At 43.7% G+C, this 20,780-nt stretch carries 16 protein-coding genes; 9 read left to right on the forward strand and 7 right to left on the reverse strand.

All coding sequences use genetic code 11. The features are described 5' to 3' along the window. Positions 1-44 precede the first annotated feature (44 nt). The 3 genes from prc to FLM53_RS00530 form a co-directional block, all read right to left on the reverse strand. Positions 45-2,039 carry a carboxy terminal-processing peptidase gene (prc, locus tag FLM53_RS00520; RefSeq protein WP_176681141.1) on the reverse strand — a complete coding sequence of 665 codons (1,995 nt, stop codon included), beginning with the start codon at positions 2,037-2,039 and terminating at the stop codon, positions 45-47. A 17-nt stretch (positions 2,040-2,056) separates the two neighbouring features. Further along, complete coding sequence (gene proQ, locus FLM53_RS00525) at positions 2,057-2,680, reverse strand: RNA chaperone ProQ (RefSeq protein ID WP_017057223.1); 624 nt, start codon at positions 2,678-2,680, stop codon at positions 2,057-2,059. A gap of 97 nt (positions 2,681-2,777) precedes the next feature. Further along, on the reverse strand, positions 2,778-3,269 hold the full coding sequence (locus FLM53_RS00530; protein ID WP_017630025.1) for a GAF domain-containing protein: 492 nt from the start codon (positions 3,267-3,269) through the stop codon (positions 2,778-2,780). 89 nt (positions 3,270-3,358) lie between these two features. On the opposite strand from FLM53_RS00530, the gene FLM53_RS00535 reads away from it, so the two are divergent. The 4 genes from FLM53_RS00535 (at position 3,359) to rsmF (ending at position 10,764) form a co-directional block, all read left to right on the forward strand. Further along, positions 3,359-5,155 carry an ABC transporter ATP-binding protein gene (locus FLM53_RS00535; protein ID WP_176681140.1) on the forward strand — a complete coding sequence of 599 codons (1,797 nt, stop codon included), beginning with the start codon at positions 3,359-3,361 and terminating at the stop codon, positions 5,153-5,155. Between the two features lie 54 nt (positions 5,156-5,209). Next, positions 5,210-6,493 (forward strand): paraquat-inducible protein A, encoded by a 1,284-nt coding sequence (locus FLM53_RS00540; RefSeq protein WP_176681139.1) that lies wholly within the window; start codon positions 5,210-5,212, stop codon positions 6,491-6,493. After that, the gene (locus FLM53_RS00545; RefSeq protein WP_176681138.1) at positions 6,480-9,137 is read left to right on the forward strand and encodes an MlaD family protein; all 2,658 of its coding nucleotides are present in this window, start codon (positions 6,480-6,482) and stop codon (positions 9,135-9,137) included. Before FLM53_RS00540 ends, FLM53_RS00545 begins: the two co-directional genes overlap by 14 nt. A gap of 205 nt (positions 9,138-9,342) precedes the next feature. After that, a complete protein-coding gene (gene rsmF / locus FLM53_RS00550; RefSeq protein ID WP_176681137.1) occupies positions 9,343-10,764 on the forward strand; it encodes a 16S rRNA (cytosine(1407)-C(5))-methyltransferase RsmF in 1,422 nt (473 codons plus the stop codon). Between the two features lie 348 nt (positions 10,765-11,112). Here rsmF and FLM53_RS00555 read toward each other — a convergent pair whose 3' ends face one another. Next, positions 11,113-12,021, reverse strand: coding sequence for a S1 RNA-binding domain-containing protein (locus tag FLM53_RS00555; RefSeq protein WP_080967362.1), 909 nt, complete (start codon positions 12,019-12,021; stop codon positions 11,113-11,115). A gap of 28 nt (positions 12,022-12,049) precedes the next feature. On the opposite strand from FLM53_RS00555, the gene FLM53_RS00560 reads away from it, so the two are divergent. Then, positions 12,050-13,405, forward strand: coding sequence for a hypothetical protein (locus FLM53_RS00560; RefSeq protein WP_176681136.1), 1,356 nt, complete (start codon positions 12,050-12,052; stop codon positions 13,403-13,405). Between the two features lie 109 nt (positions 13,406-13,514). Here FLM53_RS00560 and FLM53_RS00565 read toward each other — a convergent pair whose 3' ends face one another. Together FLM53_RS00565 and FLM53_RS00570 are read right to left on the reverse strand one after the other, a co-directional pair. Then, positions 13,515-14,000, reverse strand: a complete 486-nt coding sequence (locus tag FLM53_RS00565; RefSeq protein ID WP_176681135.1) for a PaaI family thioesterase — start codon at positions 13,998-14,000, stop codon at positions 13,515-13,517. 159 nt (positions 14,001-14,159) lie between these two features. Next, positions 14,160-15,047, reverse strand: a complete 888-nt coding sequence (locus tag FLM53_RS00570) for a putative PEP-binding protein (RefSeq protein ID WP_176681134.1) — start codon at positions 15,045-15,047, stop codon at positions 14,160-14,162. A 207-nt stretch (positions 15,048-15,254) separates the two neighbouring features. Here FLM53_RS00570 and FLM53_RS00575 point away from each other — a divergent pair, with 207 nt between their 5' ends. Beyond that, positions 15,255-16,313 carry a 3-deoxy-7-phosphoheptulonate synthase gene (locus FLM53_RS00575; RefSeq protein ID WP_176681133.1) on the forward strand — a complete coding sequence of 353 codons (1,059 nt, stop codon included), beginning with the start codon at positions 15,255-15,257 and terminating at the stop codon, positions 16,311-16,313. A 12-nt stretch (positions 16,314-16,325) separates the two neighbouring features. After that, entirely contained in the window at positions 16,326-16,808 is a 483-nt protein-coding gene (locus tag FLM53_RS00580) for a YajQ family cyclic di-GMP-binding protein (RefSeq protein ID WP_017630035.1), read from the forward strand. Between the two features lie 167 nt (positions 16,809-16,975). Here the strand turns inward: FLM53_RS00580 and FLM53_RS00585 are convergent, their stop codons facing one another. Then, on the reverse strand, positions 16,976-17,917 hold the full coding sequence (locus FLM53_RS00585) for a bifunctional precorrin-2 dehydrogenase/sirohydrochlorin ferrochelatase (RefSeq protein ID WP_176681132.1): 942 nt from the start codon (positions 17,915-17,917) through the stop codon (positions 16,976-16,978). A gap of 481 nt (positions 17,918-18,398) precedes the next feature. Here FLM53_RS00585 and FLM53_RS00590 point away from each other — a divergent pair, with 481 nt between their 5' ends. Continuing rightward, entirely contained in the window at positions 18,399-19,427 is a 1,029-nt protein-coding gene (locus FLM53_RS00590; protein ID WP_017630037.1) for an amino acid ABC transporter substrate-binding protein, read from the forward strand. A gap of 146 nt (positions 19,428-19,573) precedes the next feature. Continuing rightward, positions 19,574-20,779, forward strand: a complete 1,206-nt coding sequence (locus FLM53_RS00595; RefSeq protein WP_176681131.1) for an amino acid ABC transporter permease — start codon at positions 19,574-19,576, stop codon at positions 20,777-20,779. Position 20,780 lies beyond the last annotated feature (1 nt).

A 20,780-nucleotide genomic window follows, 5' to 3' on the forward strand; every position in this document is an offset into this window, starting at 1 on the left:
AAATAGTACATCTTTAAACAATCACCTAATAACAGGTATTTTGTTTATTTCTTGATCATATCCAGCATGATAGCAACCGATTCATCAAGATAAGCATCCGGGGCTTCGTAGTCTTTGGGAATATCATCCAACGTTTTAAATGCCTCTAACTTAGCGGCTTTTTGACGTTGGTTAATACGCTCTAGACGAAGCGCATCCGCATCATCACTCTCTTGTTGACGAACCTTTTCATTCAAAGAAAGGTCGTTGTCGTCTTTATCTGCCTTATATTTTTCAATATCTTGCGCGATAAAGCCAAATTCCATGTCTGTTGCGATACGAGCTTGGTGTTTAGTCGTCAACGCTGCGATTTGCTCATCGTTACGCTGTAACACTGAATACTTCGCTTTGTCGATGCTATCCCAAGGAAGAGCGTTATCTTCAACACTTTCACCAGTATCTGCAGGATCAATCGGCGTTGGGTAAGCAATATCAGGCACTACGCCCTTGTTTTGCGTACTACCACCATTGATTCGGTAGAATTTCTGGATTGTGTATTGAACGTAGCCCAACTCTTTATCGAACAAATCATAAATATGATTCAAAGAGCGATGCTGTTGCACCGTACCTTTACCGAAAGAGTTTTCACCCAAGATGATTGCACGACCGTAATCTTGCATCGCTGCTGCAAAGATTTCAGATGCTGAAGCACTGTAGCGATTCACCAATACCGTTAACGGGCCTTGGTAACTGATTTGACCATCAGTATCGCTGTTCACTTTGACACGACCGTAGCTATCACGAACCTGAACAACAGGTCCCTCTTTGATAAACAAACCAGAGAGTTCAGTTGCTTCAGTCAGTGCACCACCACCGTTGTTTCGAAGGTCAACAATAATACCTTCAACACCTTGCTCTTTAAGCTCAGTGATCAGTTTATCGGTATCTTTAGAAAGTCCAACATAGAAACTTGGTACTTCTAGTACACCAATCTTCTTGCCGTCTTTCTCGATCACTTCTGATTTAACAGCGCGGTCTTCTAAACGAATCTTATCGCGAACAATTGTGACAACGTGACTTTTTGCATCTTTACCATCAGGCAAGATCTGTAGCTTAACTTTGGTCCCTTTCGGGCCTTTGATAAGTTGTACTACATCGTCTAAACGCCAGCCGATAACATCAACAATCTCTTCGCCATCTTGACCAACGCCGACAATGCGATCGCCATCACTCAATTGTTTGCTGTTTGACGCAGGGCCACCAGCAACTAAAGAACGAATAACGGTGTAGTCGTCTGTCATCTGCAGCACAGCACCAATACCTTCTAGAGATAGATTCATCTCAGATTGGAATTGTTCTGCATTTCTTGGAGAAAGGTAACTGGTGTGCGGATCAACTTCACGCGCGAATGCGTTCATGTAGATCTGGAAAGCATCTTCGTTATGCGATTGCGTAATACGCTTCATCGCATTGTTGTAACGCTTTTCCAAAACTTCTTGAATCTCTGGCCACTCTTTACCAGTAAGTTTTAGATTCAACGCATCGTATTTAACGCGTTTTCTCCAAAGCTCATTCACTTCAGCGATATCTTTTGGCCATTCTGCTTCACTGCGATTGAGCTCAATACTTTCATCGGTATCAAACTTAATCTCAGTATCTAGCAAAGACAATGCATATTGAAAACGTTCAAAACGCTTCTGCATAGACAAATTATAAACATCGAATGCAATCTGGTTATTGCCCGATTTCAGCTGATCATCAATTTGTTTAGATGACGCAGAGAAAGAGTCAATATCAGCTTGAGTGAAGATATTACGATTATAATCCAGCATCTCTAAGTAACGATTAAAGATAGCTTGAGAGAAATCATCGTTGAGATTGAAGTGTTTATAGTGAGAACGAGTAAATCGAGAAGTAACACGTTTACTAGCAGTTTCGTGTTGGACCTCAGGAGCGAGTAGAGGTAAATCGTCCTGATCTAATTTGGCTTCGAGAGCCTGAGCTGAAGCTGCTAGCCAAAAGCTAGCAGCAATCAGTGTCAATTTTGAACGGCATTTCATGCGTAGGAGTATCTCCTTTAAGCGCGCAAGTGCTCCGCTTTAACAACCATTTGTAGGCCGTTTGCTAACTGAACACGCACATCTTCCTTATTGATTTCAACAATGGTCGCAGCCATGTTTCCTTTACCCATGTTCACATTTACTTCTTTGCCAGCGATGAATTCGTCAGCGTTCAAAGCACGTGTTTCTACAGGCTTTTCTACTTTTGGTGCTTTAGGCGCTTGACGACGAGGCTGTTGAGCTTTCTTCGCCTTAGGTTTCGCTTTGCCTTCTTCACGAGCTTTTTGTGCTTGTTCTTTACGACGAGCCTGAACTTTCGCTTTGCTTTCAGCAAGTGTAGCTTTAGCGTGTTCAACGTGCTCTTCTTCTAGTGTGCCACACGCGTTGCCGTCTAGGTCAACACGTTCTGCGCCAGCTTTTACGCCGTGCAGGTAACGCCATGATGATGTGTACTGTCTTAACGCTGCACGAAGCTGAGTCTTACTTACTTTTTCGTCTTCATTTAGACGTTCAGCAAGATCTTGAAAAATACCAATTTTAAGTGGCTTCGCTTCACCTTCTAGAGTAAAGCATTTAGGGAAACATTCAGCAATATATGCGATAACTTCTTTGCTGTTTTTTAACTTTTCAGTGTTTTCCATGTGGGTTCCTGGTTTTTGCGGTTTTCCGCGAGCATTAAGAAAATATTTTTACGTATTATAGAGAGATGCTTGGGAAAAACCACAGTAAGAGAATAATTTATGCCTTGTTCGCGTGCGAATTAAGCAGCTTTTCCACTTCTGCCATGAAAAATGTCAATCCGTCCTCGTCAATTTGAGAAAAACGGCCAACATTTGGGCTATCGATATCAAGAACACCCGCTATTTTTCCACCAATAGAGAACGGAATTACGATTTCTGAGTTACTTGCAGCGTCACAAGCGATGTGACCTTCGAACTCATGAACATCATGAATGCGCTGAACTGTATTCGTCGCAACCGCAGTTCCGCACACTCCACGCCCTACCGGAATTCGCACACAAGCAGGTTGACCTTGGAAAGGACCCAGTACAAGTTCGTCTTTTTCCTTAGCTTGATCCTGCTTCATTAAATAGAAACCCGCCCAATTCAGATCATCCAATTCCATGAATAATAAAGAACTGATATTAGCAAGATTAGCAGTTAGATCGGTTTCTGATTCAATTAATGCAACGGCTTGTTTGGTTAAGCGTTGGTAATGTTCTATTTTCATATTAACTTCCAATTAAATTGAGACTTCCATTATCAAGAGAACGCAGTAGAATGCGGCCATCAAACTAAATAGGACTTATTCTCATTACAATGAACAATTCAGAAGACACTATTAGCCGTTCTTGGTTAATAACTCAAGTAAAAAAACACAAGTCCAAATTACTGTTTGCTAACATTATCGCCATACTTGCAACTCTCATCAGTGTCCCTATCCCGTTGCTCATGCCATTAATGGTTGATGAAGTATTACTTGATAAGCCGGCTTCTGGCTTAGATATGATGAACCACCTACTTCCAACATCGTTGCAGACACCCACTGGCTATATCGCACTGACTTTGCTGTTAGTCATTCTCATGCGTACCGTTAGCCAAGCGTTGAACATTCTACAAGGGCGTCAATTTACGCTCGTCTCCAAAACAATCACCTATCAAATGCGTAGCAAGATGATAGATAAGCTTGGCCGTATTAGTATTAGACAATATGAGACCAAAGGCAGCGGCGGTATCAATGCCCACCTAATAACAGACATAGAGACAATCGATAAGTTCATTGGCTCAACGCTCTCTAAGTTCCTCATCAGCTTCTTAACTGTGTTCGGCACTGCGATCGTGTTGTTATGGTTAGAGTGGCGTTTAGGACTGTTCATTCTACTGGTCAATCCTGTTGTTATTTATTTCTCTCGTAAACTAGGCAGCAAGGTTAAGCACCTTAAAAAGTACGAGAACCAATCTTTCGAACGTTTTCAGAATCGCTTAGTTGAAACCTTAGATGGTATTTATCAGCTACGTGCGGCCAACAAAGAGCGTATCTTCCTAGATGAATTGAAGGTTCAAGCGAACCAAGTAAGAATCGATGCCGACAAATACGCATGGCAGTCTGAAGCTGCTGGACGTGTTTCGTTTCTGCTCTTTCTATTAGGCTTTGAACTTTTCCGCGCAGTCGCGATGTTAATGGTGCTATTCAGTGACTTAACCATCGGTCAGATCTTTGCGGTATTCGGTTACTTATGGTTTATGTTGGGCCCGGTTCAAGAGCTGCTAGGGATTCAATTCTCTTGGTATAGCGCGAAGGCGGCACTACAACGAATCAATGATCTTCTGAAGTTAGAAGAAGAGCATCGCCCAGTAAGTAAGGTGAACCCTTTCAATGAAAACCAAGAAGTGACGGTAGACATCGAAAACGTTACATTCTCTTACACATTAGAAAACACTGTTTTAAATAGCCTATCGCTGCACATCCCTGCTGGGAAAAAGGTCGCTCTGGTGGGTGCAAGTGGTGGCGGTAAATCGACATTAATCCAATTGCTGATTGGGGTTTATCAAGCCGATTCAGGTTGTATACGCTATAACGGCGAAAAAACTGATGACATCAGCTTTGATATTATCCGTAATGAAATTGCCGTTGTTTTACAACAACCTATACTCTTTAACGACACATTGAGGCATAATCTGACCCTTGGCGCTGAATACGATGAAATGTCGCTATGGCGTGCGCTTGAAGTCTCTCAAATGCAAGATGTTATTAAGCAACTGAGTAATGGCTTGGATACACAAATTGGTAGGAACGGGGTTCGGCTGTCTGGCGGTCAACGACAACGTCTAGCAATAGCCCGCATGGTGCTGAGCAATCCTAAGTTTGTTATTCTTGACGAAGCGACCTCCGCACTGGATACAGCCACAGAGTCGGCACTGCATAAAGCTCTAAGCGAGTTTTTGAAAGATCGCACAACTTTGATAGTGGCTCATCGATTATCAGCGGTGAAACAAGCCGATCTAATCTATGTTTTAGAAGATGGGCAAGTCACACAGACGGGAACACATGGTGAATTGGTTGAACAACAAGGACTTTATCAAACACTCTACGGCAGTGTGCAATCGCACGCCTGATGTTTGTGGTTCTGAGTCTTTAAGTCGGGCATCAAGCCTGACTAACATTTCAACTTGGGAGGTCGCGTGACCTCCCCATCTGTTACCAACCCTTTATCAACTAAGCATCAATGCGATAGCAGCTCAGTACGCCTTTGTCAGGGCTGCGAACTCGCCGTTGATAAAATGGACATCCCCTTAGGGAAATCCGCTTATTGCCCAAGATGTGGCACTCAGCTTTACAGAGGCGGCACCCCTAGCCTGTCTGGGAACCTCGCAATCGCCGTCACTTGTTTGTTGCTCTTTATCCCTTCTCACTTTTTCGATTTCATTAGCATCCGCCTAATTGGGGTGATGATACCTGCAACACTGCCATCTGGTGTCTTTACCTTAATGGGTGAAGGCTTCCCGCTACTTGGCTTGTTGATCTTATTCTGTAGTTCCATCGCACCTTTGCTGGTTTGTAGTTCTGTACTTATAAGCCACCTATCACTTCGCTTCGGACTCTTTACGCCGTTTCGCTATTCGTTAGCCATTATTCAAACTCTGAAGCATTGGATGATGTTGGATGTATTCTTAGTGAGCGTTGCTATCTCGTGCTTTAAGCTACAAGACTATTCAGACATCTTTGTTGGTCCCGGTTTGATTGGACTCATTCTGCTACAACTATTTAGCGTGCTATTAGTTAGCCGCATTAGTGTAAGGCGTTATTGGGAAGCGTGGGCTAAAGAATCTGATTACGTGTTTGCCGAAACCAAGAACGTTCATTGTCATAACTGTCACCTATCTCAACCAGAAGGCGATAGTTGCGTTCGTTGTCATCACGACCTCTATCACCGCAAGCCATACTCGATTCAAAAGACATGGGCATTGTTGTTTGCCGCGTCAGTAGCCATTGTGCCAGCCAACGTTATTCCTATTTCTATTCTTATTACTAACGGACAAAGGCTCGAAGATACAATTATCTCCGGTGTTGCGTCTCTGATTAACAGCGATATGTATGGTATTGCGATAATCATCTTCGTGGCGAGTATTGTCGTCCCAGTAGCCAAAATCCTTGGGCTTGCTTACATCTTGATTTGTATCCAGATGAAGCGAGCGCTCTACCACAGACAACGAATGACCGTCTATTTCATCGTGAAATGGGTAGGAAAATGGTCTGTGATGGATCTGTTCGTTATTTCGATCATGATGACATTGGTCGACCGTGGACAAATTTTAAACTTCACACCAGGTTATGGTGCAGTCGCTTTTGGCGTTGTTGTTGTTCTGACGATGCTGGCCGCGGAAAGCTTAGATCCTAGGCTAATTTGGGATAACTATACCTCTAAAGATGAGTCAGTGAATGAACAACAATAACCAATCACAAACGTCATATTCACCAGAAGTTAGGAAAAACAAAGGCATCTCACCTTTGTGGATTCTGCCAATACTTACCGTCGCTCTCGCCGGTTGGTTGGTAATGAAGTCGGTTCACGATGCTGGGCAACGTGTGCAGATTTACTTCTCGGATGCGGCAGGGTTAATCGCAGGACGCACCACCATTCGCTACCAAGGTTTAGAGGTAGGTATGGTTCGTGACATCACGCTGTCCAAAGACCTGTCCAATATTTACGTTGATGCTGATATCTACCCTGAAGCTAAAAAGCTGCTTTCGAAAGGTACACGCTTCTGGTTGGTTAAACCGACAGCAAGCTTGTCGGGCATCTCTGGTTTAGACGCGTTGGTTTCGGGTAACTACATTGCCATTCACCCTAGTGAAACGAAACAAGAACCAGAAACGGTTTTCCAAGCCTTGGAATCATCCCCTTCTGACTTACTCGCTTCTGAAGGTCTGAATATCTCACTGACGACCAAAGACCTAGGTGGCGTGTCGGTTGGCTCTCAAATCGTTTATCGCAAAATCCCAATTGGTGAAGTCTATAACTACCAGCTTAACGAAAACGGTAAGTCAGTGACGATCCAAGCAGCAATTAAAGACGAATACAGCCACATCATCACCGACCAAAGCCGTTTTTGGAATGTGAGTGGCTTAGGGGCAAGTATTGGGTTTTCAGGTGTTGATGTTCGCTTAGAAAGTCTCAGCGCCCTATTAGGTGGTTCTATCGCTGTAGACTCGCCAGGAGACGGTCAGCCGGTAGAAATGAACACCAAATTCAAGCTCTACCCTGATCTGAAAACCGCAGGTCGTGGTATTTCAATTAAGATTGCGGTTCCTGATGACAATAAGATCAGTGCGACGGGCGCTCCAATCATGTATCGCGGTATCGAAATCGGTCAAATTACCGATTTATCGTTAAGCGAAGGTCGTGAGCACGTGGTTGCTTCAGCGGCAATTCAACCTGCATTCAGTGACTTCTTAAACAGTGGCAGTAAATTCGTTCTTGAAGAAGCAGAGCTATCGCTGACGGGCATGAAGAACATCGCCAACTTGGTCACAGGTAACTTCTTAACATTAGTACCTGGTGAAGGTGAAAAAGCACGCCGCTTTACTGCGATTCGTCAAACCGAATACAGCCAAGAGCAAGAAAAGTCTGTAGCAATTCGTCTAACTTCAAACAATTCATTCGGCTTGGATGTCGGTACCCAACTGCTTTACAAAGGTATTGCGGTCGGCTCTATCATCAAAGTGGGCTTGGTAGACGGTGTAGGTACGGGCAGCGACAAACACGAAGTCTTCATGGATGCGTTGATCGACAACGAATACGCGCACCTTATCAAAAGTAACAACCGTTTCTTCGTTACTGGCAGCGCAACCGCTGAGTTAACCGAGTCAGGTTTGAGTGTGACCGTTCCACCGGCTAAACAGCTTCTAACAGGCTCGATTAGCTTTGTAAGTGAAGGCAAAGATCAAGCAAGAGGTAATTACCAACTGTTCCAAAGTAAATCACTGGCTGAGATAGCGAAGTTCAACCAATCAGGTTCTAAAACGCTGTCGTTGTTTGCAAGTGAATTACCTTCGATCTCTAAAGGCAGTCCACTACTCTACCGTAACCTTCAAGTGGGTAGCATTTCAGATTTCCAACTGGCTGATGGTGGCGTGAGAATTAAAGTTACGATTGAAAACCGCTACACGCACTTAATCAATAAGCACACAGTTTTCTGGAACCGTTCAGGTGTTGAAGTGGATGCGTCGTTATCGGGAATCAGCATCAAAGCGGCACCTGTCAAAACACTGATTCAAGGTGGTATCGCGTTTGATTCACTGCCGGGTATCGACAACAAACTGGGCGATGTGTGGAAGCTTTATAACGATTCGAAATCAGCTCGTAAATTCGGTCGTGCGATCACTATCACCTCTTCTGGCGACCAAGAAGTCAGCAAAGGCATGCCGATCAAATACCAAGGTGTGACAGTGGGTGAAGTCACTTTGGTTATTCCGATCTTTACCAAGGGTGGTATCGAAATCACGGCTCGTATCCTGCCGGAATATGTTGAGAAAATTGCCGTCGCGGATAGCCACTTCTGGGTAGCCGAACCAGAAATTGGTTTGAACGGGATTAAGAATGTTTCATCGCTAATTTCTAAGCACATTAAAGTTGAACCGGGGGACGGAAGTAAAACCACGGCATTCAAGTTGAGCAGCGGTCCGGTACAACCTGAAGGCAAGATATTCACCCTACAAAGTGAAAGTCGCGGTTCAGTGTCAGAAGGCACACCAGTGCTGTTCCGAGAGTTAGAGATTGGCTCTGTGATTGATGTACAGCTTGGCGAGTTTGCAGACCGTATTATCTCTACCATTCAGATAAAGCCAGAGTTCGCTTACCTGATTCGCTCAAACAGCGTGTTCTGGAATGTGTCTGGTGTTGATGTGTCTATAGGCTTGTCTGGCGCGAACATTAAAGCAGGTACTGTCGATAGCCTAATTCGTGGTGGCATTACCTTCTCAACACCACCAACCGATGAACTGCAACCGTTGGCAAAAGAAGATCAGTCTTTCTACTTATATCCTAAAGCTGAAGACGAGTGGAAATCGTGGAGAACCGCAATCCCTCGCCCTTAGACGCCCAGGTACTTAAATACTTAGGCACTTAAAGCACTTAAAGCAACTAGCCATTGGCTTCTGTTTTCTGAGCAGATAACCAAAGATTCACTTCTAAAATGCAGCCATTAAGGCTGCATTTTTATTGTTTCAAGCAAATTTGGTTTAGGACAATCTCATTTTGCTTTAAACTGCGCGCATTAATGCTATAAATCGAGATACCCTTTTGCACGCTAACGTATATATCCCAGAAGAATTCCTAACTCACATTGAAGGCATCATGCCAAGCCATCTAGACATGGCTTCGTTTGTCGCTTCTTGTCAAAAGCCACTTCGTAAAAGTATTCGAGTAAACACACTGAAGATCAGTGTTGAAGACTTCCTCGTGCGTGCAAACGATAAAGGCTGGGAACTGGAGCCTGTGCCTTGGTGTGAAACAGGCTTTTGGATTACAGCAGACGAAAGTGAAGCGCCTTTAGGAAACACTGCAGAGCACATGTCTGGCCTATTCTACATCCAAGAAGCCAGTTCAATGATGCCACCTTCTGCACTATTCCAAGGTGAAGAAAATTACCAAGCAGTGCTAGATACGGCTGCCGCTCCGGGTTCTAAAACCACACAGATCGCAGCACTCATGAATAACCGTGGCGTGTTGGTTGCAAATGAATACGCAGCGAGCCGAGTAAAAGTACTTCACGCCAACATCGAACGTTGTGGTGTGCGTAATGCTGCACTGAGTAACTTTGATGGTCGTGTATTCGGTGGATGGCTACCAGAACAATTCGATGCTGTGTTGTTAGACGCACCCTGCTCTGGCGAAGGCACAATTCGTAAAGACGCCGACGCAATGAAGAACTGGACTTATCAGTCAGTAGTCGACATTGCAGACACCCAAAAAGATCTAATCGAGAGTGCATTCCACGCTCTTAAGCCTAACGGAGTTCTGGTTTACTCAACGTGTACGTTAAGCACGGAAGAGAACCAACAAGTGTGTCATCACCTAAAAGAAACCTTTGGTGACGCGGTTGAATTCGAATCTCTTGAATCACTGTTTGAAGACGCAAAAGCGACAACAACAGAAGAAGGCTTTCTACACATATTCCCTCAGGTTTATGACTCTGAAGGCTTCTTCGTTGCGCGTATTCGTAAGCTAGCATCGGTGACTCCGCCAGAAGTGAAAAAGCGCTTAGGTAAATTCCCATTCGAGAAAGCTTCAAAGAAAGCGCAACAAGAAGTGGCTGAACAACTTTCAAGTGCGTTAGATATCGAATTACCAAGCGATACTCAAGTATGGACTCGCGACAAAGATGTATGGCTATTCCCTGAAGCGTTAGAGCCGATGATTGGTGAGTTCCGTTTCTCTCGTATGGGCATCAAGATCGCAGAAACCCATAAAAAGGGCTACCGCTGGCAACACCAAGTGGCGACTACACTCGCGACAGGCAACGAAAACAACGTTGTTGAACTGACTATCGAAGATGCGCGTGAATGGTTCATGGGACGAGATGTTCGCCCTGAAGGTCTATCAGGTAAAGGCGAAGTACTGGTTAAATACAACGATGCGATCATTGGCCTTGGTAAATGGGTTGGCAACCGAGTTAAGAACGGTTTACCACGTGAGCTAGTGCGCGATAAGAACCTGTTCTAGCTTCTAGCTTCTAGCTTCTAGCACATACTCTATCCCTGAACAGAGCTATACAGACGAATAAACAAAAAGCCCAAACAACGCAGGTTGTTGGGGCTTTTTCTATTCAATCTGTTTTTTGGGGAGACTAACTCAGTCAACGCAAATAAAAAGGTTGATGAATCAACGCTTAATTATAAAAACATCAATTCAAGTCACTATTTGTGTTATCAAAAATCGCATATCAGATAAATTAAACTAGACTTCAGTCTATTAGATAAACAATTAAAACGATTAGCGTAGGCTCTTCGGAGCCCTTTCCCCTAAGCCCAAACAGGAAGGTTTGGGCTTCTTTTTGACCGACAGACTCGCTTATTTAGTTAAGCGAATGCCTTCTTTGTCGATCGAGATTTTGCCAGACTTGTACAAACCACCAATGGTCTTTTTGAACGTACCTTTACTGGTTCTGAATGCAGAGAAAATCGCATCCGGTGAAGACTTGTCGTTCAATGGCAAGAAGCCACCTTTCTTTTCAAGCAAATCTAGAATCTTAGTGCTTAGATCATCCATCTTAGCCACACCAATCTTCTGAAGAGACAGGTCAATCTTACCGTCTTCTTCACGAACATTTTTAATGTAGCCTTTCAGTGTTTTACCGATGAACAGCTTACCGATGATGTCAGATGGGAAAATCATACCCCAGTGCTCACCATTCACGATTGCTTTGTAACCCAATTGGCTACGTTCAGCGATGATAAGATCCACTTGCTCGTTTTGCTTATAAGTCGCAGGCGTGTTGTCTAACCACTTGTTGAACTTTGTTGTACCTACAATGCGGCTAGATGCTTTATCAATATATACATATACTAAGATTGACTGACCTTCGTTTAAGCGGCCACGTTGCTCGCTGAAAGGAACCAGTAGGTCTTTGCCTTTCACGCCCCAACTCATGAATGCACCAGTGCTGTTTACACCTTCAACGGTCATCAAACCAAACTGCCCTACTTGAGCAATCGGTTTTTCAGTCGTTGCAGCGATCTGGTTGTCAGAATCAATGTATAAGAAAACATCTAACTTTTGACCAATTTCAACACCTTCAGGAGTAAATCGTTTCGGCAGCAACACGGTTCCATAGTCGCTAGCGTCAAGGAATACACCGAAGTCTGCTTGTTTTACTACTTCTAAGTTGTTTATTTGACCAATATTAATCATCAAGATTGTCTCTACTTTAAATTTGGCGGAGATTATACGTGATCTCTGATATGCTTTCGCTAGTTTCATTCATATTTTTACATTCTAGGAGCCATCGTTGATCACCGTTGATAAACAAGATGCGATAACACTTAAAATTAACCATGCCATGGCTAAAACAAAAAAGCTCGACATGGACGTTTATCTATTCATTCCCGGTGAACTTGGATTGACTCCTGAAGTCCTTTCTGAAAGCGCATTTTTCTACAGCTCGATCACTCAAAAACGTGCTTATTATAGTGATAAAACACTGCTGCCTTTGGTGCACAGCCGTTTAGCTAAACGTGGCCGACTGTCCATTACACAATACCGTGTAAGTTTGAGTTTGTTCGCTTATCAATATGTTATCGCATTGGACAAAGCCGTAAGCAGCTTGAATAAGAACGATAGTGACGACGTAACGGCTGATGAAGTAGATGAAGTCATCGAACTGGCTTTAGATATCTTGAAGAAGCTACGCCGAAGCATCCCTTACGAAGAAAACCTCAAGCGCTACTACGCTAATATCGATAACTACCTATCTTGGTACACCGAGCAAAAGTTCTTATCGCTGGTTTCACACATGCCACGTGGCAGTGAGTATTCAACGATTAAAGAACGGCTCTTAACGCTTTGTGATAAAGAGACCGCGCACCGTAAACTGAACCGCTACAACTCAGCGAGAGTTCGAGAAGACGTTACCCGCCTGAGTAACAAGATGCGCTTGCTACGTCGTTTAATTGAACACCCTATCGTGCTTAAAGAAAAGACAACATCGATGGGTAAGAACGTTAAGCGTGCCGTGAAAGGCATTGCGACCGGTTTGGTGATGGTTGTCGTGACCACTACCGTGATCTTAGCTCGTGACTTTCTTGGTGAGATTACCGCCTCTTTCATCGTGGCGATGTCTTTCATCTATGCGTTGCGTGAGATCTTTAAAGATGACTTGAGAGACATCCTTTGGCGCTGGCTGCGTAAAGGCAAGCCAAAATGGAAGCGTCGTTACTATGACCCAACGACCAATAAGTCAGTTGGCCATAAACTGGAATGGTTAGACTACGCAAACTTTTCAAAGCTTGCAGATCGCATTCAGTCGATCCGTAAGAAGCGTGTAGTACAACGTGAAGAGCAAATCTTGCATTACCGCTCTCATACTGAGATGTCGACATCGACTTTTATGAGTGGTTATGAAGAGACTCGTGAAACGTTATCGATCAGCCTGAGAGCGCTGACACGATTGATGGATAAGGGCTCGAACAAGATCTACCGTTTGAATGAAGGGCAAGTTAGCCGCGAATCAGTAGAAAAGCGTCATCTTCTCAACTTAATCATTAAAGAGAATAACCATGATAACGAACCAACCTACTACCGTTGGAAGATCGTTATGAACCGTTCAAAAATCGTTGATATTGAGCAAATCACTCAAGAGTCATAAAACTATTATATAAGTTCTCTATGACGGTATGTGGCAACCATTCACATACCGTTGTTTCGACTCTTCAACGTTACCCATGACTTCGAAACCAAAATCTATTGTTTAATCGCTATTTTCTAGATGGCACTTTCTTAATTGAAAGCGTTAGCGTGAACTCGGCCATCGGCTCGTTACCATGTAAAGATGGGCATGTCGCGATAATGGTGACAGGTTGATTGACTCGTTCTCCGGTCGACATGGTTTCTGCCAGCATTGTGTTGATCAGCTCACCGTCGTTACAAGTGAAATGCACATCACCTTCAGGGCGCTTCAAAAAGTTACCCGTCACCTCTTTAAAAGCCAACGAGATCTTTTCACCTTGCTGTTGTGACTTACTCATCGCAAGAAAGCCACCGGCGACATCCGCACCCACAGCCAAAACGCCAAAGTACATACTGTTAAGGTGATTCTTGGTACGCCTTTTAAGCGGAATTTTGACTTCAACATGTTGGTTGTCCAACGCGAGCAGTTTTGGTCGACACAACCAGATGAGTGGGACTTTGAAAAAGCCAAACATGCTTAAGTAGAAATTTGCTTTTTGTAGAGGGGTCAACATTCGAATTACCTAGCCAAGTTAGTCATCAGACCAGTTAATCGACTAGCGATAAGAATGTCAAAAAAATGTTACAAAAAAGAGATATCATCGCACAATGATATCTCTTTCATTCTCAAAGCATTAGCGCTTTAAGTCAGCTTATCAGGCAAGCTAATCGATTTAAGCAGTCACGACCGTTTCAACGCCTTCAAGGTCAGCAATGTAACCTTGTAGACGTGGGTAATCGACTAAACCTTGCGTTACTAACAATACTGGCTTCTTCGCATGCAGGGTCGCTTTAACAACCATATCAAGTAAAGTAATTACCGCTTCGTTTTGCGGGTCGAAAGCATGTTGCTGCGCGTCATTTTGTTTGTCTACGCCAAGAGTGAAAGACGCTAGGCTGTCGACATTCACAACGACACCATCAAAGTAATGCAGTAGACGTTCACTCAGTAACACTGCAGACGGCACATCACACGAGAACAACACTTTCAGGCCATTAAGACCGCGTGGTAAACCTTGCTCTGCTAGCAAGTCGATGATCTTCGCAGCGTCGCTTAACGCACGAACGTAAGGCACAACCACTTCAACGTTGATGCCTTGCTCGCGTAATGCCTTAATCACCTGGCACTCTAAAGCGAAGGCCTTGCTGTATTCTGGTGTCGCATAGCGAGCAACGCCACGAACGCCCAGTGCCGGGTTCACTTCCTCAACTTCGCAGTTGCCGCCTAACAGCGAACGGAAGCTGTAGCTATCAGCACTGCTCAACGCGATGCGTACTGAGGTATGATTCGGTAGGACTGCAGCTTGAATCGCTACAACCAAGGTTGATACAAAATGTTCTTCGACACTCTTACCACCAAGGATGGCATCTAAAGAGGTTTTCTCAATATCAGAAAGTGTATCTAAATGGTCTTCAATCGATGGATGGTAGAATACGCGGTCCATAACCAATTCAGACAGAGATACGTACAAGTGGGTAGAATTATTATTATCGTTATAAGAAGGCAGCACATCACCTAAGACAAGTTCTGGGTGCAAAGTGCTTTGATTTTCTTGAGTCATTGCTGCTCCAGCATTTTTATGTTGTGTTCAAACGAAAATACCGATAGCTGCCTGTTAATACAAGTGAAAATCCCTTATTTGACGCTGGCCTGCTGATAAAAATAAGAATATTAGCAATAACTGAGATAACTTTGACTCAAGAGAGTTTATTCCTCTGTTCAATTCCGTTATCTTAACCACTTCGCAATAGAATAAAAAAGCTATCACATGCCATTAAAAACTGATGAGTTGAGAACCCAAGCACTGGGTCCTATGCCAACTCCTGCCGAATTAGGCAATGCACACCCTATTACTGACGACGTTGCTGAGCGTATTGCAAATTCTCGCCGCCAAATCGAAGATATCCTAACTGGTCGTGATAACCGCCTATTAGTTATCGTTGGCCCTTGCTCTGTTCATGACACAGAAGCGGCACTTGATTACGCTGAGCGCTTAAGCCAGATTCAAGAGCAATACAAAGACGAATTGTTCGTGGTAATGAGAACCTACTTCGAGAAACCTCGTACGGTTGTAGGTTGGAAAGGTCTGATTACCGATCCAAACCTTGATGGTTCATACGCACTTGAAACGGGCTTGAACAAAGCGCGTAAGCTTCTGCTAGACATCAACAAGCTTGGCCTAGCAACAGCGACTGAATTCCTTGATATGATCACAGGTCAGTACATTGCAGACCTTATCACTTGGGGCGCAATTGGTGCTCGTACCACAGAATCTCAGATTCACCGTGAAATGGCTTCTGCTCTTTCTTGCCCAGTCGGCTTCAAAAACGCGACTAACGGCAACATCAAGATCGCTATCGATGCGATTCGTGCTGCGCATGCTTCACACTACTTCTACTCTCCAGACAAGAACGGCCGCATGACGGTTTACCGTACTTCTGGTAACCCATACGGTCACGTTATTCTACGTGGTGGTGATAAGGGTCCTAACTTCGACGCTGAATCAGTAGATATCGCATGTAAGCAATTGGCTGAATTCGACCTGCCTCAACGTTTGGTTGTAGACTTTAGCCACGCTAACTGTCAGAAACAACACCGTAAGCAGTTAGAAGTTGCACAAGACATTTGTGACCAAATCAAATCTAACAAGAATCAAATTGCAGGCATCATGGCAGAAAGCTTCATTAAAGAAGGCAACCAGCCAATGACTGACATCAACAACCTAGAATACGGCAAGTCAATTACTGATCCATGCCTAAGCTGGGAAGATACTGCAACTATGCTAGACATGCTTGCAACTGCAATTAAAGATAGAAACTTAGCTTAAGGACATAACACAATGCCATCATTTGACATTATCTCTGAAGTAGAATCAGTAGAACTACGCAACGCTGTAGACAATGCTAACCGTGAACTATCGACTCGTTTCGATTTCCGCGGCGTTGATGCAAGCTTCGACTACAAAGATGAGTCGGTAAAACTGACTGCTCAAGACGATTTCCAACTGAAGCAAATGCGCGATATCCTTCGTAGCAACCTAACAAAGCGTAATGTTGATCCTAACGCAATGGAAGCGAAGGCTGCAGACCAAACAGGTCGCACTTGGCACCAAACGGTTATCTTCAAGCAAGGCATCGAAACCGATGTTGCTAAGAAAATCGTTAAGCTAATCAAAGACAACAAAGTTAAGGTTCAAGCGGCTATCCAAGGCGAAAAAGTTCGAGTTACAGGTAAGAAGCGTGATGACCTACAAGCGGTTATGGCACTGGTTCGTAACGGTGAACTTGGTCAACCTTTCCAGTTTGATAACTTCCGCGACTAATTAATCTGGCTATGCGCAGCGGCTCTTGTTCGCTGCTCACTAATCAGTTTAATGCGGCATTTAGAATAGCAAAAAGCCACTTCTTTATCGGAAGTGGCTTTTTATTTATCTAGGCGTTGTTATTGCGTGTTAGACGCCAGTATGAAGACAGCTAACTGACCTACCTTTTAACTCAACACCTTGGCAGAAGACAGCTTCAGGTCTTTGCCTACCAATAAGTTGAATTCGACACTCGCTGGTGGAATAAACACACAGACACGTAAGCTTTCAGCTCTTGCTTGTTCGAGCTTAGTAGACAGCTCTCCACTATTCGCATAGTTTTCTCTTTCCGCATCACGGCGACACAAGTCTACAAACTCAAACGGGCAATCACTCGGCGCGAGAACCAGTTCCGCTTCCTGCATTAGACGTAAAGCTTTCATTGGTAAGAGCTCTATATCTTGCTCGAACTCAATCCAAGTCACCTGCCCTTCACTATCAATGCCTTGCGTCAGCGCTTGTTGATAGTAAGACTCTAACTGCTCTCGGTCTGTTATCTGCTCAATAAAACTAGATGACAAGAAACGCTCCCAGAACTTACGACGCTCGTCGACGGTTGGGAATGACTCTTTGATTGAATTGCGTTTTGATGCACCGAAGTCTGCAATCAAACCTATATTTTGTGGCAGTACTGTTTCGAGTTTTTCTCTAATATTTCGTACTAAAACAGGTGAAGCACCGCCGCTAGAGATCGCAATTTGAATTCTTCCGCGATTTATCATCGAAGGCGTGATGAAATCGCAGTAAGGTAAATCATCAACTACATTGACTAAAATACCCAGTTTTTTCGCATCATTATACACTTGATGGTTCAGGCTAGGATTGTCTGTTGTAGCCCAAACCTGCAAGTAATCTTTCGATATGATCTGCGACGAATAAAAGTTCTGAACCCAGTGAAGTTTATTCTCATCAACAAGCTGCTTTAGGTAAGGCGCTACCTTGGGAGAAACCAAAGTCACATTCGCTCCAGCTCGTAACAAGCTGTCGACTTTACGGCAAGCAACCTCGCCCCCACCAACCACCAGAATTGGCTTATTCTCTACATCCAAAAACATTGGGAAATAACGCATGTTCTTCCTTGAGACGACTTCAATAACTATTCAGCCATGCTACCAAATTTGGAGCATATTCATAACTATCCAAGTGTAATAAAAATATTTATTGACCAAATTTCAATCTTTTTTAAGGCGAATGTTTCACCAGTGTGAGATTCATTCAGAATATTTATCTAGCCGATTATCAATATAAAAATCTAAATCTTGTTGCACCAACAGTGTGAACCCTTGCACTATTTACATTCAGTTAACATTTGGTCATTCTAAATGTGTTCGGATTTGTGATTTCATTCAAAATTCTTTTTAAATTATACATTTGTGAAACTACGGATCCTTTCCTAACCTTATAAACAGTTGTTTAAATCGCACACAGTTTCATTTGCAAAATGCAACTCGTTTGATTTGGGCAACAAGGTCATAGAAAACGCAACACATATAGAAAAACTCAAACGAGCACGAGTATCAGGTGTCACCTGGTTAACAAGGAAGGATACAAATGACAAATAAACTAACACTTCTTGCTTCAGTAGTAGCTGCATCAACTGCGATGATGGCAACATCGGCATCAGCGGCAGAAAGCACTCTGGACAAAGTCACATCTCAAGGCTTCTTAACTTGTGGTGTAAGTACAGGTCTTCCAGGGTTCTCTAACCCTAACTCAAAAGGTGAATGGGAAGGAATTGATGTTGAGTATTGTCAAGCTCTTGCAGCGGCTGTACTCGGTGACAAGACCAAAGTTAAGTATGTACCTCTAACAGCAAAAGAGCGTTTTACTGCGCTTCAATCTGGTGAAATCGACGTACTATCTCGTAACACAACATGGACATTACATCGTGACACCGCTTTAGGTCTGAACTTCGTAGGCGTTAACTACTACGATGGTCAAGGCTTCATGGTTAAGAAAGATCTAGGTCTTACAAGTGCTCTAGAACTTGATGGCGCTTCTGTATGTGTTCAATCAGGTACAACGACTGAGCTTAACCTAGCCGATTACTTCCGTAACAACGGCATGTCTTACAAGCCAGTGGTATTTGATACGGCAGCACAAACTTCTAAAGGTTTCGACGCAGGTCGTTGTGACGTGCTAACAACAGACCAATCTGGTCTATACGCACTTCGCCTAAACCTAGCTGACCCGAAATCTGCACAAGTACTTCCTGAAATCATCTCTAAAGAGCCACTAGGCCCTGTTGTTCGTCAAGATGATGACAAATGGTTTAACGTTGCTAAGTGGACACTTTCTGCAATGATTAACGCGGAAGAATACGGCATCTCTTCTAAAAATGCAGACGAAATGCTTAAGTCAAAAGATCCAAACATCAAGCGTATCCTTGGTGTAGACGGTCCTAAAGGTAAAGGCCTTGGCATTCGTGACGACTGGGGTTACCAAGTAATTAAGCAAGTTGGTAACTACGGTGAGAGTTTTGAGCGTACCGTTGGTACAGGTTCTCCACTTCAAATCTCTCGTGGCGTAAATGCATTATGGAATGCGGGGGGCTTTATGTACGCTCCACCAATCCGTTAATAGCACCTACGTGATTACTTGTTCGTAACCGTTGCTATCACGCACATCTCGTGTGGTAGCAACAAACTGAAAATGAATATTTGAGTAACACGATTTAGGGCGGTTTTTCCGCCCTAACTGTTAAATGGATTTGAGGTTATTGCAGTATGAAACCTAACAACACTCTTACTCCTTCCCAGGAAAAGCCTGAAGCAAAAAGTGCCAACCTATTATACAACCCGACTTTCCGATCTGTTGTTTTTCAGATCATCGCCATCGGAGCACTCGGCGCTTTCTTCTACACCATCGTAAATAATGCCCTTACCAACCTTGATGCCCGAGGTATCGCCACTGGTTTTGATTTTCTAAGTCAAGAAGCCGGTTTTGGTATCGGATTAACTCTCGTCGAATATGACGAAACCTTCTCTTATGGTCGAACGTTCGTTGTCGGCTTATTAAACACTGCCCTAGTTTCAGTGCTAGGTATTATTTTAGCCACCGTTCTTGGCTTCAGTATGGGTATCGCTCGTTTATCTTCTAACTGGTTAGTTAGCCGATGTGCAGCGGTTTACATTGAAATCTTCCGAAATATCCCTCTACTACTTCAAATTTTCTTTTGGTATTTTGCCGTTCTTCAAGCTCTACCATCAGCTCGACAAAGTCTAAGCCTGGGTGAAGCCATCTTTCTAAATGTTCGTGGCTTATATTTCCCTGCACCTGTTTTAGAACAAGGAAGCAGCTTTGTTATTGCAGCACTGATCATCGGTATTATCGCTACTGTGATCATCAATATTTGGGCTAACAACAAACAGAAACTGACTGGGCAACAGACCCCGATGTTTCGCATCGCAGCTAGCCTAATCGTTGGTTTACCTCTGGTTGTTTATTTTGTGATGGGAATGCCTATTTCGGCTGAATACCCTGCACTGAAAGGATTTAACTTTAAAGGCGGCATCAGCATCATCCCTGAGCTTGCAGCCCTTGTGTTAGCTCTCAGTATCTATACGGCATCTTTCATTGCAGAGATCGTTCGTTCGGGTATTAATGCGGTGAACCATGGTCAAACAGAAGCTGCTATGTCTTTGGGGCTACCACGTTCTCGCACATTGAAACTGGTTATCATCCCACAAGCTTTACGTATCATCATTCCACCGCTTACCAGTCAATACTTAAACTTAACCAAGAACTCTTCGCTAGCAATGGCGATTGGTTACCCTGACCTAGTTTCTGTATTCGCAGGTACAACGCTTAACCAAACCGGTCAAGCGATAGAAATCATTGCGATGACCATGGGCGTATACCTAACACTAAGCTTATTGACCTCCGCGTTAATGAATATCTATAACCGTAAAGTCGCATTGGTGGAGAGATAAT

The organism is Vibrio sp. Scap24, assembly GCF_013394185.1.
In the GTDB taxonomy this organism is placed as follows: domain Bacteria; phylum Pseudomonadota; class Gammaproteobacteria; order Enterobacterales; family Vibrionaceae; genus Vibrio; species Vibrio pomeroyi.

Excerpts from the sequence above, each read along its gene's own strand:
- FLM53_RS00565 (WP_176681135.1), bottom strand. The coding sequence starts at position 14,000 with ATGTTGACCCCTCTACAAAAAGCAAATTTCTACTTAAGCATGTTTGGC.
- FLM53_RS00570 (WP_176681134.1), bottom strand. The coding sequence starts at position 15,047 with ATGACTCAAGAAAATCAAAGCACTTTGCACCCAGAACTTGTCTTAGGT.
- FLM53_RS00535 (WP_176681140.1), top strand. The coding sequence starts at position 3,359 with ATGAACAATTCAGAAGACACTATTAGCCGTTCTTGGTTAATAACTCAA.
- FLM53_RS00555 (WP_080967362.1), bottom strand. The coding sequence starts at position 12,021 with ATGAAACTAGCGAAAGCATATCAGAGATCACGTATAATCTCCGCCAAA.
- FLM53_RS00530 (WP_017630025.1), bottom strand. The coding sequence starts at position 3,269 with ATGAAAATAGAACATTACCAACGCTTAACCAAACAAGCCGTTGCATTA.
- prc (WP_176681141.1), bottom strand. The coding sequence starts at position 2,039 with ATGAAATGCCGTTCAAAATTGACACTGATTGCTGCTAGCTTTTGGCTA.
- FLM53_RS00545 (WP_176681138.1), top strand. The coding sequence starts at position 6,480 with ATGAACAACAATAACCAATCACAAACGTCATATTCACCAGAAGTTAGG.
- proQ (WP_017057223.1), bottom strand. The coding sequence starts at position 2,680 with ATGGAAAACACTGAAAAGTTAAAAAACAGCAAAGAAGTTATCGCATAT.
- FLM53_RS00580 (WP_017630035.1), top strand. The coding sequence starts at position 16,326 with ATGCCATCATTTGACATTATCTCTGAAGTAGAATCAGTAGAACTACGC.
- FLM53_RS00585 (WP_176681132.1), bottom strand. The coding sequence starts at position 17,917 with ATGCGTTATTTCCCAATGTTTTTGGATGTAGAGAATAAGCCAATTCTG.
- FLM53_RS00575 (WP_176681133.1), top strand. The coding sequence starts at position 15,255 with ATGCCATTAAAAACTGATGAGTTGAGAACCCAAGCACTGGGTCCTATG.
- FLM53_RS00590 (WP_017630037.1), top strand. The coding sequence starts at position 18,399 with ATGACAAATAAACTAACACTTCTTGCTTCAGTAGTAGCTGCATCAACT.
- FLM53_RS00595 (WP_176681131.1), top strand. The coding sequence starts at position 19,574 with ATGAAACCTAACAACACTCTTACTCCTTCCCAGGAAAAGCCTGAAGCA.